The following is an 18,067-nucleotide window of genomic DNA, read 5'->3' as shown; positions in this document are numbered from 1 at the left end:
TAAATTATTATGCAAAAGAAGTATTCGATTTTCTTTTTGGCAGGTCTTCTGACCTTTGGAGCTGTTCAAGCCCAAGAAACGAAGGTGGAAACTAACACTTTCTCCGTGGTGAAGGAACTCCCTATTACGACAATCAAGGACCAAGGTAATTCTGGTACTTGCTGGTCTTACTCTACTCAAGGTTTTCTTGAAGCAGAGCTTATGCGTATGGGGAAACCTGAGTATGACCTTTCTGACATGTTTGTGGTAAGCCATTCTTACCGTGACAAGGCAGAAAAGTATGTACGTCTCCATGGCAAACTTAACTTTGCTCAAGGTGGTTCATTCTATGATGTTATCTACGTACTTAAGCATTATGGAGCTGTACCCGAAGAGGTAATGCAAGGTCTTAACTATGGAACTAAGCGCAACGCTCACAACGAAATGGAGCAAGGAGCAAAAGGTTTCTTGGATGCCATAGTAAAGAATCCTAATAAGGAATTAACTCCCGTCTGGAAGAAAGCATTCAACGCCATCATAGACACCTACTTGGGCGAACTACCTACCTCTTTCACTTACAAGGGTAAGAGCTACACTCCGAACTCTTTTGCTAAAATGTTAGGTTTGAATGCCGATGACTATGTATCTCTTACAAGCTATATGCACCATCCCTTCTACAGCAAATTTGCTCTTGAGATAGAAGACAACTGGCGTTGGAGCGAAAGCTACAACCTCCCTATTGATGAACTTATGAAAGTTATGTACAATGCCGTGGATAAAGGATATCCTATCGCATGGGGTGCAGATGTAAGCGAAGTAGGCTTCAACCGTGATGGAATTGGTGTACTTGCCGATGTAGAAGCTATCAACACAGCGGGGTCCGACCAAGCTCGCTGGATTGGTTTGAGCCACTCTGCACGTCAGCAAGAAATTCTTCGCCTCATCAACACTCCAGACTGCCCAGAAATCGAACCTACACAAGAATTTCGTCAGAAAGGTTATGACAACTATACTTTAACCGACGACCACGGTATGGTAATCTACGGTCTTGCCAAGAACCAAAAAGGACGTCCTTTCTTCATGGTTAAAAACTCATGGGGAGAAGCTGGTGCCTACAAGGGTATTTGGTATGTATCTGAAAAATACGTAGCAGGACGCACTATGAACATCGTGTTACACAAGGATGCTTTACCAAAAGATATTGCAAAGAAATTGGGCATCCGTTAAGTTCGAAAACACAATCTCGTAATAAAGAGGTGAGGGTTTCTGTACTCTCACCTCTTTTTTGTGTGCAGAGCATCCTCTCATATATATATTGTCTCAGTAACTATTCGACCTTTTCAAAATAAAGTTCAGGGAGAATGATTTGTATCTCTCTATTCCCCTCCTCCTTGAACCAGTAAAGTATAAGATTTACTTTCGCCTCTTTGAGCTGGTAGCCCTTTTCTTTTCGCTCCTCTATCTGTTTGAGAAAAGATTGAGAAAAACGCACTACAGAATGACCTTTATAACTCAACCCGCCCTCTTTATTGAACTGTAAAGGAGAGCCACTTACCATCTGAGTAATAATATGTTGCTTATCTATAAAGTAATCCAAAAAGACATCTCGGTAGGTTAGGTGCATAGCTATTCTTCTCAAAGGGGAATAAAGCATTGCATCTGTAACGAAGTCTAAATTTTCTAGCGAGAAGTCGAAAAGATTCGAATTGGTATGGATAGTGAGATTCTGTTTGGCTCTCGTCATGGCTACATAGAGATGTCTTCGAGCCTCATCTGTGATTAAGTTGAGATTTTCGAGCAGTAAAAATACGTTGTCAAACTCTTTCCCTTTAGCTTTATGAACTGTCGATACTAAGATTGTCTCTACGTTGGAACTAATAAAATCTTCCATTCTCGACTCTCGTATAAATGACTCCCAATCGGATTTGTACCTCCTTTTAGGATTGATCATCTCAAAATCTCGAATCATCCCCTCGCAAATAGAAAGTTTATTGCTCTGAGCATATTTCTCTTTGAGGGCTCGTTTGGCTGCCTCCCAACTATCATCACTAATGATAAAGACATCTTCTTTTAGAGCCAATTGGGTCAAAAAGAATCGAATTTCGGCAAGGTTATATAGATTAAATCGGTCGTTACTTTGAATAAGTTTAGCTGGCATTCCTTCTTTCAAAAGTAGTCCAGTAACCTGCAAAGCCTCTTCATTGGTTTTCGTCAGCACACAAGTAGAGCCCGACAACCCCGAAGTAAGGAGGTCTCGCACCAAGGGCATGATAAGATGTTCACTTCGATAACGCACTATCTTCAATCCCCCATTGTCCTTTTGTACGGCAACAATAGGGGTCTCCTTGAGACGATATGTAAGGCGACCCGCGAAGGTGTTGGCCAACTCAACTAAATTCCTTTTGCTCCGGTAGTTTTCAATCAATTCATACTTTACGGCGCCTTTATCAATAAACTGTTCGAAGTATTTCGAGTCCGACCCTCTAAAAGCATAGATATTTTGGTCGTCATCTCCAACGGCAATTACTCTCATCTCTTCATTCTGCTCCATCAAAGTCGAGATTAGAGCAAACTCATCGGCATTCATATCTTGCGCTTCATCTATCACTAAGACGGTTTTAGTGATGCGGTTAGGCTCTACTTCCCCACTTTGAATTTTTTGAATGGTCTTTTTCAAGATATCATCCGACTTTTCTATGCTACCTACCCTGCCCAACAAATCGAAACAATAGGAATGAAAGGTCTTTATCTCGACAAAGTTGGCAGCATTGCCAATGAGTTTAAGAAGTCTTTTCTTAAACTCGGTGGCTGCCGCTCGAGAGAAGGTGAGCATAAGCAACTGTTCGTGTTTTACATCTTCCATCAAGAGTAGAGAGGCTAGTTTGTGTACCAATACTCTAGTCTTACCACTTCCTGGTCCCGCGGCCACTACGATATATCTGGCTTCGCTATCATTTATAATTTTGAGTTGTGTCGGAGAGAGCTCTCCAAAGAGTTGCTTAAACTTAGTAGGAGTGATATTTTTCTTAATCTCGTTCCCTCTATCTCCTTTAAAGTACTTAGTAAGAAAAGAAGTATAGTTGAGTTGAAAGTAATCGTCCACAAACTGCAAAGCCTCTTTATAATTGCTAATCATCTTTTGAGCATACTCCCCAACGATGTGGATTTGCTGGATTTTGTTTTCGTAGAATTGATTCAATTGCTGATAGTCCTCTTTGGTATACTGCTTACGCCCACCCTGTTCAAGTCGCTGTATAGTTAGCCGATTGTAAGTTACCAAAAAGCCTCCTTCAATCTTAATAGCTTCAATTCTTGAGAGGTAAAATAACGTATCTTCTATATCATCTATCGAGATGGAGATTTTGAAAAGATCGGAGCTTGACTCATAGGCAGACTTAAGTTCATGTACAGAAAACTCTACCAAAACCTCCTCTGGGGCAGTAGTCTCTTTGGGAACCTCCCAACTACTTCTCTCATAAAGGAACTCTACAATAAACTGTGCCAGCTCATACCTCTTCTTGAGCCGCTCCTCACTGGTAGCTTTAGGTTGAAGACTATAGACCCGAATATGATTTTTAGAGAAAGGCAGGAACTCTTTTTTTATCCAATGTTTGATAAGCCAGAAGTTGAAAATTGTATTGATTTTAGCATTGGTCACATTACTACAACCCGCCTTCTCGGCATCTTCATTCAGCTGTTTTATATGGAAATCTTGAGGCTTTTCGTCGATGAGAGAGAGCAGAAAACACTCCATCTTATAAAAGGCTTTAACCAGTGCAAGAGAGCGGTTCATCTGCTCCCCTCTCTTGATAAAAGCGGTTAAGTCTTTCGTGTCTGCCAGTATATTTTCTTCTCGGAGCAAGGTTATGATATTGATTACCTCCTCCTTTACAATACCCAAATGGTCACTAATGTAGTCTACTCTCGACTCTGCTAGCTCATCTCCAGTTTGCTTTCGACTTTTGCTAGAAAAAAGTTTCTTTATAATACGGATAGCTGTAGCTTTCTGCTTCTCCTCGAAACGCTCCGAGGCGTTGATTTTTTCAATAGCTTCACTTGCCGTTTTAGTAAGGATACTATTGGCAAATATCTGTGGCATATTCTGCCCACGCTTTAGATAGCCAGCATTTTCGAGTGCTGCTATGGCAGTGGTAACACGAGTCTCTATCTCTGCAACGTTATGATCCCAACCTGCTCTCCGAGCTATTTCAAGAGCAGAGTTTGATACCGTTGTACGAATTTTTGTAATATCTTTAATAGCCCTCCATACCTGTTGGATCTCTTTAATAGAAAGTTTTGTTTGATTGAGCAGAATAAAGTGTTTCGAAAGGTCTTCTTGGTTGAAGAGCACAAAACAGTCTGCCTCGATATGCTCATCCCTCCCCGCTCTTCCTGCCTCTTGCACATAGTTTTCGAGCGAGTCCGAGATGTCGTAGTGAACCACCAAACCGACATCTTTCTTATCTACCCCCATTCCAAAAGCAGAGGTTGCCACCATAATATCGACCTCACCACGGATAAAAGCATCTTGATTTTCGGACTTCTTCTGCTTGTCCAGCTTCCCGTGATAAGCCTTTGCTCTAAAGCCATCTCTACATAATTGCCTTGCCAGATCCTCCGCCTTTTGAGTTCTTGACACATACACGATAGTCGGACAATTCTTCCCTTCGATGAGGTTGCGAAGGGCTTGATACTTCTCCTCCTCGCTTGCCTCTGGGAATACCTTGTAATGCAGGTTGGTTCTCGCCACTTTGGAGATATGGAGGTTGAGGGTAAGGTGTAGCTTCTCTTGAAAATAGTTGCGAATATCTTCGATTACCTTCTGCTTGGCTGTGGCTGTAAAGCAGGAGACAGGGATAGCCTCATCAAGATTCTTTTTCTCCTGAATGTGGCGAATAAAGTCACCAATGTATAGATAGTCTACTCTAAAATCTTGCCCCCATGCCGAAAAGCAGTGTGCCTCATCAATTACAAAGCGTACAACCTTACGCCCCAAGATAAGGCGCTCTATCGTTTTGGAGCGTAGTGACTCTGGCGATATGTACAATAACGAGGCAGAGCCATCTTCCACTCGTTTGAAAGATTCAGCTCGCTCCAAAGGGTCAAGCAATCCATTTATAGTTACCGCCTCTGTTATACCTATTCTTTCGAGGTTATCAACTTGATCTTTCATTAGAGATTGAAGGGGAGAGATAACAATAGTAAGTCCTCTGACGTGCTCTCCGCTCATAAGTGCGGGCACCTGAAATGTAATGGATTTACCTCCCCCCGTAGGAACACAGCGAGCAATGACTTCCCATCAACGGCATCTTTAACAGCTCTCTCTTGTAGAGATTCGCCTCCATACGTCCGGTAGGAGTCGTAGCCAAAGAATCTCTTTAACCCCCTATGAATATCCAAGACTCTATCGCAATAGATACATCCCTCCACACAAGGTTTATTGCGTAGGAGCAACATAATCTGCTCTACCTCCGGGTAGTTTTTTAGCACCCAAGGAGGAGTTATAGAATGACTATTTGCACTCTTAATAAAGGAGTTTATCAGAGCAAGACAATAAGCCAATGCTATAGGACGATGGGCAATAAGAGTGGAAAGGTCTACATGAGAACATATCTCGCCAACAAATCGTTGTCGAATTAAGGGTTCTACCTCTACCTCGGTACATCTGTAACGAATAAAATTGAAAAAGGCAGAGAACTCACTTTGCTCTCTAAGGAGGAGAAACAATATCTTCCGAAAGTCCTCGGACATCTGAGTGAAAGCCGATATCTCATCGTAGAAAAGGTCTCTCGCTTTGAAGGAGTCATTCAACGGATTATTAAGCTCTTCAGTTTGGAGCTTATCATCTTTCAAAAGAGCGTGATAGGGTTTAGTTGGAAAAAGTAGGGGCGAAAGGAATAGTGTATCGATAATGTTCTGAGGCTTAACCCCCGCTTGCGCCATGGCTCCACCTATGTAGAGAGCATCATGCCTAATGATATTGTGGCCACAGACGTACTGCACACCTGAGAGGAAGTCTGTAAACTTGCCAAGCGAGGTATTGTGAAAAGAATTGCCCTTATCATCCACAGCTCCGATGTCAAGGATGCATTTCCTATGAAAATCTATTTCCGTATCGACGAACACAAGAAAGCGTTCACCCATAATCTATCCTTTATGTCTTTTTATACAATATACACCGAGGACCTACTACATAGGCTCCCATTCGGGCATAAAAATAGTGTATTTTGGATACAAAAAAGGAGGTTAATAACTCTATTCTTCATTAATTTCTCGAACAGAGTATATAAGATGGATACAAAGATTCCGTTCTAAGGATAGCAACCTTCCGTCTGAACTACAAAAAGGGTCTATGGTTTTCAGAGTTTACTCGGATGGTTTTGGAACAAAGGATTATACCCTTTTCCACTTACCCCGGTTGAGTTCATTCAATAGATAACCTCCACTTAAAGCATTGGCAGAAAGAAGAGCATAGTTTTTCACACCCACAAAGAAAAACACTATCATAAGGATAGCGAGTACCACAAGTAACAAGAGGCTAAGTAAAGTACCCTCGCCCTATACCTACGTCGCAAATAGCGCAACAATAAAAAGAGAACTACAGCTATCGGTATAGCCAAAGCTACATCTAAAAGTAGCTGAGAGAGAAATGTACTTAGTGCCATAAAAAGTCCTTATTGTTCAAACTTTTCCTTCCTCTAAAATCATCATAGCAAAGAGAGAGATCAACTACACCGCAGTAGGTAGAGCATCTCCTACCAGATCAAAGTTACTAAAAAAGCTCCTGCAAAGTACTATTTCGACTCTAAATACAGGGCAACCGCATCAAAATAGGGCTATCCTTGGATTATGGATGTAGAAGATTATTTTTCTAACGGAAGAAGATCCACGTGGTATAGGTCGTTGCAAGTATAAATTGAGCGATATTCTAGTACCAACATTGCAGAGCAGATCATCCAGTCAGAAGCTGACTACATTCTAAGCCTCAAGGGCAATCAAAAGCTCTTGTATGAGGACGGGTAGTTTACCGCCTGGAACTTGTCAATCAATTAGGCAGTATATTCGAGAAAGAATAGATCCAATTAGCTATGATATAGCGAAGAATAAATGCTTTAACTCAACAGATAAGTTATGAAGAAAAGATTGATGACAGTTATTCTCTGTTCACATCTCAAATCTTGATGTTCTCGCAGATGGGGGTTCTTCCGAATCATCTACAGGATTAAGCGACTGACAAAATATTATTACATAAGAGGAAAAAAACTACTTTTGGCGAGCAAAAAAAGAAGTCGCACCGCTTACTTTCCAAGATTGCAAAGCCCCTACCAAGGACTTTCCCTAAAAACCTTAGTAAATGAGGCGACTTAAACATTTGTATGATAGAAGAATATGAAAAAACAAAACCTCTTTTTATTGCGTATGCTCATCGCCGTTGTTGCAATGCTCACCGCTACAAACATTGTAGCACAAAATCAAATCTCCTTGACGACAAACAAAAGAAAAGGCGAAATTATCGAGCTGGAGATTATGGCAAGTGGCAATGTCAATGTTACGGGAGCACTCATCAATCGGGAAGAAATTATCGCATAACCGATGGCAACGGCAAAATCATTCTAACAGGTGCAATCACCGAATTACACTGTAACAACCAAAACATTACAGTACTGGATTTATCACGAATCACAACTCTCGTTATACTGCAATGTACAGACAATCAGCTTACACAACTCCATGCAGGGTCTAATAAAGGAATGATCATGCTCAACTGCTCCTACAATCGCCTCCGCTCCTTGAATATCTCGGGAGCTACTGGGCTTAAAGAGCTTTGGGCTTCGATGAACGAACTCTCTCAAATAGACCTCTCGAACAATGCAAAGCTAACGGGGATTACTTGTGCCAACAACAAACTTTCGAGCCTTAATCTCTCCAAAAATCCCAACTTAAATGTAATCAACTGCTCGAACAATAATCTTCGAGGTGGTGCTATGGATAGACTTATTGCCTCTCTTCCCCATCGCAGTTCCTCTTCCTTAGGTACATTGGGCATTATCAACAACAGTAGAGGTAACGAAACAAATGCCTGCTCTAAAAGACAAGTAGCCAACGCTAGAGCCAAAGGATGGATAGCTAAGGAGTGGAAAGGCTTCGGATGGTCTGATTATGTAGGAGGAGCAGAAGTGCCCGTAGAGGATGTACTTGCAGAAGAGGAGGCCTCTATAGTAGCTATTTATAGTGTAGAAGGGCGTCGCCTTGCGGAGTTACAACAGGGAGTAAACATCATCCGACTGAGCAACGGAGCCACTCGCAAAGTCCTCCACACGAAATAATAGGTCAAGACTTTTACACACCCTCTGTATAAGTTCTTTTCTACCATTACTAATAAAAAAGAGGTCGCATCTTCTCAGACAGATACGACCTCTCTTTATTGGCTGTATTATTTTTCATCTTTTCATCAGCCCTCGGATAACATTGCAAACTCGCTCTATATCTTCTCTTTGCAGAAGAGAGCCACTGGGTAAACATAATCCATCATTAAAAAGAGCCTCACTGGTACCATCTCCGTAGAAAGGGTAATCGGCAAAAACAGGCTGTAAATGCATCGGCTTCCATAGAGGTCTACTCTCTATATTGTCTGCCTCTAAAGCAAGGCGCACCTGCTCTCTGTCAAAACTAGCCTCTTTGGGATCTATCACAATACAAGTCAACCAAAAATTAGACTTAAAATCTTCGGATGGGTTGTCCATAATCCGAACTCCTTTTACACCAGACAAGAACTCTTGATACAACCGATGATTCTCTCTACGTTTAGCAATGTGATCTTCCAATACCAACATTTGCCCACGCCCTATACCGGCACAGATATTGCTCATCCTATAATTGTAACCAATATGGCTATGCTGATAGTGGGGTGCGTTGTCTCTTGCCTGAGTAGCATAAAACATTACTCTCTGAGCCGATGACTCTCTGGGGCACACCAAAGCTCCCCCTCCGGAAGTAGTAATCATCTTATTGCCATTGAAAGAGAGTGCTGCGTATTCTCCCAATGTACCGCAATACTTACCCTTATATGTAGAACCTATTGCTTCGGCAGCATCTTCAAGCACGGGGATTTGATATTCCTGAGCTATTTGGAGTATTTCGTCCATCTGAGCAGGCATGCCATAGAGGTGAACGGGAATAATCGCTTTAGGTTTTTTACCTGTTTGAGCAATGCGACTCTCGATAGCTTGCCGCAAAGCTTTAGGACACATATTCCAAGTTTCGGATTCGCTATCCACAAAAACGGGCTTTGCCCCTTGATAAACAATCGGGTTTGCAGAGGCAGAGAAAGTAAAACTTTGGCAGATAACCTCATCTCCAGCACCCACCCCCAGCATAATCAAAGCTAAATGCAAAGCAGCTGTACCAGCACTTAAAGCCACCACATACTTTTGAGAGTCGCAAAGATAAGCTCTAAGATCCGCTTCAAACCCATTCACATTGGGCCCCAAAGGAACAACCCAATTGGTATCGAAAGCCTCCTTTATAAATCGCTGCTCCTCACCGCCCATCTCGGCAAGTGATAGCCATATCCTTTTCTTTTCCATGAGTTCATCTGCTATTTTTCTTTTATCTGTAAAAGACGGTCACATTTAGCAAAAGAAAGCCCAGCCTTGTAGTTAAGGTATTGATCTATGTTCGTCCCTCCTTTTAACCACTCATAATAACAAGCTACACTCTTAGCTCCAGCTTCGTGAGAAAAAGGATACCCCCCTCCAAAGCGAGGGTTAAGCTCTAAAACGTAGAGCTCCCCATCTTTTTCCAAAACATCGCAATCCAAATTGCCAATATGTCTCAGATGCTTCGAGATAGTCTCCCCGACACGTTCAAAACGTTCATCTTTTACAGAAGTTGCCTTGTCTGTCTCTCCTACTCGCATAGACAACTTTTCTCTGACAAAAGTTCCTACATAGTTTCCCTCAAAATCATTGAGGATATCCATGCCATACTCTTTACCAACTATTTTCTCTTGAAACAGTATTGCTCTATCCATATGCTCAGAACTAGCTGTTTTCAAAATCGTTCGCTCTAATTTCATCCGAGACAAACGTTCTACCAGCAGGAACTCCTCTTCATTCTCAGGAAACTCTATCCCTATAGAGGCACTACCCCACCGAGGTTTTACGACAATTGGATAATCTATTGCACCATGGTGCACTCCTTGTATAAAATCGTCTTTCGACACATAAGTAGCGGGTGTATTGAGTCCTATTGATGAAAGAAACTCTGCTGTTTTGAGTTTATCAAAAGTGATATCAATAACTCTTTCATTTGAGACCAATAGTTTTGCCCCACAAGCTTCTATTTGAGCTCTGTGTTTAGACAATATAGGGAGCTCCAAATCATTCAAAGATATTACAGCGTCTATGTGCTCCTCTCTAATAATATGCAAAAGAGTAGAAATATAATCCGAGCTGTATATAGGAGGCACTACAAATGTCCTATCAGCTTCTTGCATACCAGGTGCAGAGAGTTGCATATCGGTAGCATATAGCAAATCATCTGTAGAGATAACCTCACGGAAATAACTCAACAAATAATTTCGTCGACCAACGCAAGTGAATAGTATATTCATTACTTCAACGCTTTCCAAACTCTATTATCACACTCAGACATATATTTTTCGAATCTATCTCTATCAAAATCAGGTTCTAACATCCCATAATAAAGTAGATCAAAATATTCATTATCTCGGAAACCCTCTTTTCTCAATAATCCCTCTCGGATAAATCCTACTCGCTCACATAGTTTTTGAGATATTTCATTATCAAAATCTAAATAAGTCCATATCTTTCTAAGTCCCCAAAGATAAAAACCTGTTCCACACTTTAGAGATAAGGACAATGAACCTAATCCCTTACCTTTTAAGTCGGGATTTACAAACGTGTATGAGCGAGCCATACCATGCTCATTACGATCTGTTAAACCATTCATAACGGCAAGTCTCCATCAACTTCAACAACTGTATCTAAACGATTCAGATTAGTTTGATTCTTTTCAAACCATGCTATTGTTTTCTCAAGAGTTATAGGGCGTTCATATCTCATAGTTCGCCAAATGCGCTCATCATTCATCCACTCAACTCGTTGAGGTAAATCCTTTTCTTCTAAAAAACGAAATACTATCATATATGCTTTTTCCTTTCAATATCCAATGGTATAGAAGAAGGAACAACACTTATATTATCCCTTCTAAAAACTTTCAGTATTGTTATAAACAAAATCTTTAAATCTAAAAAGAAAGATACATTTTCAACATACTGTACATCTAATTCCAAGCGAGTATTCCACTTTACATAATTACGTCCATTTACCTGAGCCCATCCTGTAATTCCAGGCCGAACCGTATGGCGTAATTGTTCTCTTTCTGTATAAAAAGGAAGATAACGTGCAAAAAGAGGTCTTGGACCTATTAAAGACATATCTCCTCTCAAAACATTCCAAAGCTGTGGCAATTCGTCAATCGAAGTTTTGCGAACAAATCGACCGACTTTAGTCAAACGCTTTGCATCGGGTAATAAATTTCCCTCTGCATCTCGTTCATCGGTCATACTCTTAAACTTATAGAGTTTGAATATTTTCTCTCCTTTACCAGGTCTCTCTTGACAGAAAAAAGCCCCTGCCCCCTTATTGGCAAAATGCAACCACACAGTTACTATGAGCAAAAGAGGAGAAAGAAAAACTATGCCCAGCAATGCCCCGAAGAAGTCCAATACTCGTTTCAAAAAATGGTTGTACATATACTTCTTATTTTCTCAATTTAGCCTCTAACAATCTATATTCTTCGAGGAGGGCATCCCATACAATGTTTTGTTCATAACGTGAAGTTATCATTGGGCGTGCTTGAAAAGTCATAGTCTCCCTAAGCGTTGCATTCTGTATCATCGTTAGCATTGCCTCTCGTAAAGCCCCTTCATCTCTTGGAGGGATTATCAAACCATTCTTACCCTCTACAACAATTTCATTACATCCATTGATATCCGTTACAATAGAGGGTAAGCCCATAGCCCCTGCTTGCATTACAACATTAGGGAAACCCTCTCGATAACTTGGGAACACCATAGCATCTGATATCATTAGATAGGGGCGCACATCATTCTGCCATCCTACCTCTATTATATTTGGATTGTCTTTTATTTCCTCCATGGTTTCTGATTTGAGAGGATCTAATTCTGTTTCATAACGCCCCACCAACAATAACTTTGTCTTTGGGAGATTTAAATCTCTAAAAGCAACAATTAACTCATTGATACCCTTATCTCTTACTAAACGACCTACAAAAACAAAAACAAAGTCTTCTTCTTTGATTTCTAATTCTGTTCGTTTGGATTCTCTGTTCTCAAGAGAAAAAGAGAAGGGGGCAAAGTAAGATAAATCAATACCATTCACGTTACCATTGGCTATTACAGAAAGAGGCTTTTTCGTAATCCTATGAGTAATAAGATCTCTTTTTACCCCTTCCCCCTCTGGAATTATTTCTGTGGCACACCAACAAGTGATTTTATCTGTTATGATAAGGATAGTTCTTTTTATTCCCACAGATGTAGGAAAGAGAAGGCCTGTAAATGTATGTATACGAACAGGTACTCTCGCTATTTTTGCTGCTATCATAGATAGTAAACCTGCTTTCGGTGTTATGGAGTGTACTATGAAAGGTTTTTCTTTTCTAAATAGACGAATAAGACGAAATAAAGATTTGCAATCTCTCCACAAAGAGATTTTTCTCTCCATAGGAATGTCCACTGTTCGTACTCCTTCTTCTATTTCTACTTGTTTTAATCGCTCTGGTCCACTGGCAACGGCTATTACATCATAATAAGAAGACAAAAAATGCAGCTGTCCTTTTAGCAAACCTAAAGAGCCAGCAATGGTTGCAACTCTAAATAACTTTTTCACTTTACTCCAAATTTTATATTCTTCTATATGAGCCAATCTCTTCTTAGTTCATAACAATATTATATGTAAGATTATACGCTCTTACCATCTCCTTTATGTCATATTTTTGGGCTTTAAGCTTCCTTTCTCTATTTTGTTTTGTCTAAAAGATTCATTCTCACATAGATTACGTATGGTCTCTGCCAAACATTTATGTTCACCCTTGGGAAATAGTACTGCTCCATCTCCGACAACCTCAGAGAGTCCAGAAACGTTACTTACAATAACTGGAACACCAGCTGACATTCCTTCAATCGCTACCAACCCAAAGCCTTCCCAATGAGAAGATAATACTAAACAAGAGATTGATTTCATAATCTCAGGAATATCTGTACGCACTCCCCAAAAATGGATTCGTTTAGAAAGTCCTAAGTCCTCCACCATTTTTTTACAACGACCCATTGTCTCTCCCACACCAACTAAGAATAATATGTAGTCGTTGGGTAAACAAGCAAAAGCTTTGATTAAAGTCTCGTGATCCTTTGCTGGACGAAATCCAGCTACCATACAAACTCTCTTGTAGGCAGCATATTCTCTCACCATTTCTTCCAGCTCCAAAGCAGAGGCATACCTTTCCAAATTAATGCCGTTGTGTATTACTATTATCCTTTCGTCATCCCATTTTAGGTGGTGCCGAAGATGTTTATCAACTTGCTCTGAAATACAAATAATTCTATCATAGCGACTATACATCCAAATGTCTAATAAACGAAATAAGATATTTCCTCTTCGACGATTAGAAGTGCTATGCTCCGTGGTAATAAGTTTTACAGGAATACCTATACTTGCAATAGCTGCAAATAATTGGGGAGAATAATTATGAGTATGTACTATATCATACTTCCTAATCATTCTTCTAATTAAAAATATATGCCTAAGATTATAAACAGAAAGCCCTTGTTGAGAAGTAAAAATCTTGACACCACTCTTTTTCAGTTGTCCCCAGAAAGGAGTTTCCTCTCCATTCAGTAAAAGCAAGTCTACTGTTACCTCTCTTGTGTTTAACAAGGGTAATAAATCCACAAGTAACTTCTCTGCACCTCCTGTATGAAGAGATGTTATAATATGCAATATTCTCATTTTTTATTCAGAATAACATCCTTAAGAAACAAAAGGAAACCTAAAGGGAACGTAGATATAGATAGTAAGGAGTTAGAAAGTCTTTGAGGATGTACTTTTCCCCACGAATGCATAAAATATCTCCAATAGGAAATACTATTTTTAAGCTTGAAAAAAAAAGGTTTATCTCCTTTGACCATCACCGCATAAGCCATTGTTGAAGCAATCGGGCTTTCTCTCAATATCTTCTTAATTCTATTAGTTAAGCCATCTGGAAGATATTCTGTTACGTATATTCCCTTGTTTACAAATAAAAACTTATGATCCTTGTCTATAGAGTACCACAAAAATGCTTCTGGGAAAAATTTTTCTTGAGGGATATCAGGAAAAGGGAATTGTTTCATTACAGAGGTTCGAACCGTTTCTGCAAGATCTCCCTTTACGCCAAGATTACAACGAAAATTTGTTACAGTAGAGAGCAATGATTCAAAATTAACATCTCCTCCTATTCTCTTTCCATCAGGAAAAAGCCTAGTTAAAATTACACCTGCAATCGAACCATCATCTCCAATAGCTTTATAATGAGTTTCAATCTCCTCTATAGCATTAGGCACAAGATAGTCGTCACTATCAACTATAAAAAAGACTTCGCCTTTAGCCTCTCTTACTCCTCTATTAATAGCTCTATGTTTTCCACCATTAGGTTGCCAAAAATATCGTATCGGAAAGGGAGAATTTGCTTCCCAGTCCGTTATCTTTTCTCGTGTGTTGTCTGAAGAGCCGTCATCAACAATTATCCATTCAAAATTATTTGAAGTTTGATTGTAAAGAGAGGAATAAAGCTTTCCAATGATATAAGCCCGATTAAAGGTTGGGGTAAATACTGTAATCATCTGCTCTTAATAGTTTTCAATATGAATCTTGATAAAATGCTTTATAAGGGATAAAAGCTCCATCATCCCTTAATGTTACATTTCTAAAATAAAAAACTATGGCATAAAGACATAGCAGGGAAAACAAAAGATGTCGAACTTGCTTAATTGGGAAATTCAGAATCATTAAGGGAATTGTACTGGCAAAGCCCCAATAAAAAAACCATTGTAAACGTAAAAAACCAGGATCTTTTAATGTCAAAGCGGTCCAGAACAAATAAAAGATGAAAGTATTGAAATGTAATGGAGAGATTTTTTTCCTTAGGGAGTTATATTGAATCAAAAAAAGTAGACTAACACCCAAGACCTCAATCAAATAAAGCCAATGCGCATCTACAATATCAGAAGAAGAATAGGATAAAACTTTTTCACTATTCGAAAGCTCCCCTAAAAATAAGCCCACAGGCTTTAAAAAGCCAAGCATACCTATCGCTAAACCTATAGACAGAAATATAACAAAATGCATTTTCTTTAAATGCACTTTTCGGAAAGGCACTATACACAAAGCTATTATAGCGGAATAGTGAAATAAGCTAGCTACAACAACCCATAAGATATAACGATAAGACTTTTCTCGTTCTAAATAATGAGTAAAAGCAAACCACAAAATAGTTATGGAAAGAAACTGTCGGATATAAATAAAACTCACTATAAAGAATTTTGCAAGAAGCAACAGCAATATAATCCCTCCATACTTTTATTCTTTACAGCAAGGAATAAAAAGAGATAAGATATCATTGCAGTAGAGAATAAAAAGAAATACTTATTTGATGATATTGATTTCAATAGTACATTCAAGAAGAAATACAATGGCTCATATTCAAAAATAGGTCTATTAGAGCTATTTCCACTTAAGAGTTCTATTATTGTTGGGCATGTATCAAAATAGTTCACATAGTTATAAACATCATATCCTCCAAGCATATCCCTCCCTCCTACAATAAATCCGCAACATAGTACTAACCCAAACAGGAGGTTACGATGTACTTTTGGAGGACAATTAAAAAGGCAAGTAGATGCTAAAAAAATGCCCAAAGACAGAACTAGAATATATTCAAACATCTTCTTCTTGAAAGTGTAAGATGAGGATTTTCGAAGTTACGATTTAAACTGTCGTAAACAAAGATAGAAAAGTCCAAAAGCTTTCTCCTTCAAAGTTACTTTGGAGGTAGTAAATATAGGCTTTATACAAAAAGGATAGGAAAATAAACGAGCTATATTACTCCTATACTCCTCTCTCGGGAAAACAGATTTGCTTTTCCACAAGGAAAGAACAAAGCCTAAAAGCCTATGGTTGTAAATATAAGAATTGGGATATTGCTTCAAATAATCAAGACCTCGCCAAGCCACATTCATCATATCTCTTGATTTCTTCGCACTACGAGAAGAAGTTATTGCCCCCTCCCTCTTCAAGTAATAGTGCACTCCCTCTGCAGAAACTTTTATCTTCTTCACTCTCTCTGCCAAATCAGGGAGAATAAATGAATCTTCGTGAAGCATTCCCAACGGGAATCGAATATCTCCCCATATAGATGCTCTATAAATCCCAGACTGTAATAGTAAGAAGTGACCAGACCATAAAAAGTTGATAATATCTTCTTTCCCCTCAATTGTACAAGGCATAGAATTGCCGAAGAAAGGCTTTTGTATACCTGTTTTTTCTTCCTCTAAAACAACAGGTATTACAATCATATCAACGTCTGTATGTTTTTGTAGGTAAGCAATATTGGATTGATAAAAATCGGAAGAAATATAATCATCACTGTCTATAAAAGAAATAAAATTTCCCCGAGCAACTTCCAAACCTGCGTTACGCGCCGAACTCAGCCCTCCATTTTCCTTATGTATTACTTGGACACGAGTATCCTTTTGAGCATATTCATCGCAAATAGTCCCACAACTATCTGGAGAACCATCATCCACTAATATCAATTCAAAGTCTGAGAAAGATTGATCCAAAATACTCTGTATACATTTTCTCAAAAAAGGCTCTACCTTATAAACAGGTACTATTATCGAAAGAATGGGTTCTGGATTCATATTCTTAAAAACTAAACTTAACTCTTACAATATGGAATAAACGCATAGAAAAGTCTCTCATTCCTCTGTCGAAAGAGAGAATGAGCAAATAAGACATAAGGAAGAATACTACCATATGTTTAAATACAAAAAAGATCCACTCTCCCCAAGAAAAACCAGTCTGTACACTTATCGCACCTAACAATCGACTAGTAACAAAAGCTGTTACTAACAGGATAAAACAGTAAGCCATATACATCAAATAGTACTTGCGTACAGAAATCATCAAAGCCTTTTTACACAAGAAATAGGGTTTCCAGATGAGCACTATAAGAACAAGGCTCACTAAGGCCCCAATTAAAACTCCTGGAAGAGAAAGATAATATCCTAACAAGATTGACAATCCCAAATTAATACAGGCTTCTGCAATGGGGGCCCATATATCCCTAAAAAGACCATATGCAACCAAGAAATCATCGCTAATACGAGTGATATTAATAAAGCAGATTATAACAATGAGCAGAAAAGAAATGTCTTCTAAAACATACTCTGCCCCAACCCATAAAGCAACAAAGGCACCACCAGCTACCCACAAACAATAGGTGACAACGCCTCCTATGAGCATTCTACAAGCAAAATATTCCCTAAATACTCTAACAATGGACTCTTGTTTTCCCTCTGCTACAAGATTTCCCAATGTTGGTACTATTCCACTAAAAACAGATACCAAGAGAGAGATAACGCCCGAAACAATCAACATGTAGTTTCCATACACTGCAACAAGGGTTAAGGTAGTGTAAGCATAGATTATCAAAGGAGAGGTTTGATTAAGCACGTACCCTGCAATTCTATGAAAAAAGATCTGCTTCGTTTTAGTCAAAATTAGATTATGCTCCTTATAGACAGCTTTGCCCTCAGAACAAGAGGTTTTTAACCACGGATAGTTTTTCTTTACTAGATAGTCTAATCCCCATGCTATAACAAGAGAAAATAGAAATTCAAACAAAAGCCAACCTTGATATCCCCACAAAGAAAAGTAGATTACAACAATCTGAGCAATTATCTTTATAAGGGTGAGTCCTTTAGTTACCAGAGTTATTTTGT

Annotated in this window: 14 protein-coding genes and 1 pseudogene; 3 read left to right on the top strand and 12 right to left on the bottom strand. The window is 39.2% G+C overall.

The annotated features are described in order from the left end of the window. Positions 1 to 9: 9 nt before the first annotated feature. On the top strand, positions 10 to 1,206 hold the full coding sequence (locus JCM15907_RS00265; protein WP_025842242.1) for a C1 family peptidase: 1,197 nt from the start codon (positions 10 to 12) through the stop codon (positions 1,204 to 1,206). Positions 1,207 to 1,306: 100 nt separating this feature from the next. Here JCM15907_RS00265 and JCM15907_RS09845 read toward each other — a convergent pair whose 3' ends face one another. Next, on the bottom strand, positions 1,307 to 5,209 hold the full coding sequence (locus tag JCM15907_RS09845; RefSeq protein WP_242396735.1) for a RecQ family ATP-dependent DNA helicase: 3,903 nt from the start codon (positions 5,207 to 5,209) through the stop codon (positions 1,307 to 1,309). Next, complete coding sequence (locus JCM15907_RS13210; RefSeq protein ID WP_242396734.1) at positions 5,206 to 6,123, bottom strand: hypothetical protein; 918 nt, start codon at positions 6,121 to 6,123, stop codon at positions 5,206 to 5,208. The genes JCM15907_RS09845 and JCM15907_RS13210 overlap by 4 nt, the downstream gene beginning before the upstream one ends. Positions 6,124 to 7,368: 1,245 nt before the next feature. On the opposite strand from JCM15907_RS13210, the gene JCM15907_RS11885 reads away from it, so the two are divergent. After that, on the top strand, positions 7,369 to 7,569 hold the full coding sequence (locus tag JCM15907_RS11885; protein WP_025842241.1) for a hypothetical protein: 201 nt from the start codon (positions 7,369 to 7,371) through the stop codon (positions 7,567 to 7,569). Positions 7,570 to 7,736: 167 nt separating this feature from the next. Further along, positions 7,737 to 8,306, top strand: a complete 570-nt coding sequence (locus JCM15907_RS11880; RefSeq protein ID WP_025842240.1) for a hypothetical protein — start codon at positions 7,737 to 7,739, stop codon at positions 8,304 to 8,306. Between the two features lie 114 nt (positions 8,307 to 8,420). Here JCM15907_RS11880 and JCM15907_RS00240 read toward each other — a convergent pair whose 3' ends face one another. The 10 genes and pseudogenes from JCM15907_RS00240 to JCM15907_RS09830 form a co-directional block, all read right to left on the bottom strand. Then, positions 8,421 to 9,566: a DegT/DnrJ/EryC1/StrS family aminotransferase gene (locus JCM15907_RS00240; protein ID WP_025842239.1), complete on the bottom strand. Its 1,146-nt coding sequence runs from the start codon at positions 9,564 to 9,566 to the stop codon at positions 8,421 to 8,423. An 11-nt stretch (positions 9,567 to 9,577) separates the two neighbouring features. Then, the gene (locus tag JCM15907_RS00235) at positions 9,578 to 10,594 is read right to left on the bottom strand and encodes an ATP-grasp domain-containing protein (protein ID WP_025842238.1); all 1,017 of its coding nucleotides are present in this window, start codon (positions 10,592 to 10,594) and stop codon (positions 9,578 to 9,580) included. Then, positions 10,594 to 10,953 carry a GNAT family N-acetyltransferase gene (locus JCM15907_RS00230; protein WP_025842237.1) on the bottom strand — a complete coding sequence of 120 codons (360 nt, stop codon included), beginning with the start codon at positions 10,951 to 10,953 and terminating at the stop codon, positions 10,594 to 10,596. Before JCM15907_RS00230 ends, JCM15907_RS00235 begins: the two co-directional genes overlap by 1 nt. Next, on the bottom strand, positions 10,950 to 11,147 hold the full coding sequence (locus JCM15907_RS00225) for a GNAT family N-acetyltransferase (RefSeq protein WP_025842236.1): 198 nt from the start codon (positions 11,145 to 11,147) through the stop codon (positions 10,950 to 10,952). Before JCM15907_RS00225 ends, JCM15907_RS00230 begins: the two co-directional genes overlap by 4 nt. Next, positions 11,144 to 11,758, bottom strand: coding sequence for a sugar transferase (locus tag JCM15907_RS00220; protein ID WP_025842235.1), 615 nt, complete (start codon positions 11,756 to 11,758; stop codon positions 11,144 to 11,146). Before JCM15907_RS00220 ends, JCM15907_RS00225 begins: the two co-directional genes overlap by 4 nt. A 7-nt stretch (positions 11,759 to 11,765) precedes the next feature. Next, positions 11,766 to 12,914: a glycosyltransferase family 4 protein gene (locus JCM15907_RS00215; RefSeq protein WP_025842234.1), complete on the bottom strand. Its 1,149-nt coding sequence runs from the start codon at positions 12,912 to 12,914 to the stop codon at positions 11,766 to 11,768. 93 nt (positions 12,915 to 13,007) lie between these two features. Then, positions 13,008 to 14,033: a glycosyltransferase gene (locus JCM15907_RS09835; RefSeq protein WP_051522295.1), complete on the bottom strand. Its 1,026-nt coding sequence runs from the start codon at positions 14,031 to 14,033 to the stop codon at positions 13,008 to 13,010. Continuing rightward, the gene (locus JCM15907_RS00205) at positions 14,030 to 14,905 is read right to left on the bottom strand and encodes a glycosyltransferase family 2 protein (RefSeq protein ID WP_025842233.1); all 876 of its coding nucleotides are present in this window, start codon (positions 14,903 to 14,905) and stop codon (positions 14,030 to 14,032) included. The genes JCM15907_RS09835 and JCM15907_RS00205 overlap by 4 nt, the downstream gene beginning before the upstream one ends. A gap of 16 nt (positions 14,906 to 14,921) precedes the next feature. Next, positions 14,922 to 15,868: pseudogene (locus tag JCM15907_RS00200) on the bottom strand (EpsG family protein). 174 nt (positions 15,869 to 16,042) lie between these two features. Beyond that, entirely contained in the window at positions 16,043 to 16,984 is a 942-nt protein-coding gene (locus JCM15907_RS09830) for a glycosyltransferase family 2 protein (RefSeq protein WP_025842231.1), read from the bottom strand. Positions 16,985 to 18,067 lie beyond the last annotated feature (1,083 nt).

Origin of the sequence: Porphyromonas gingivicanis JCM 15907, assembly GCF_000614585.1 — a bacterium.
Lineage (GTDB): Bacteria > Bacteroidota > Bacteroidia > Bacteroidales > Porphyromonadaceae > Porphyromonas > Porphyromonas gingivicanis.
This window is presented reverse-complemented; position numbering and strand designations above follow the sequence as displayed.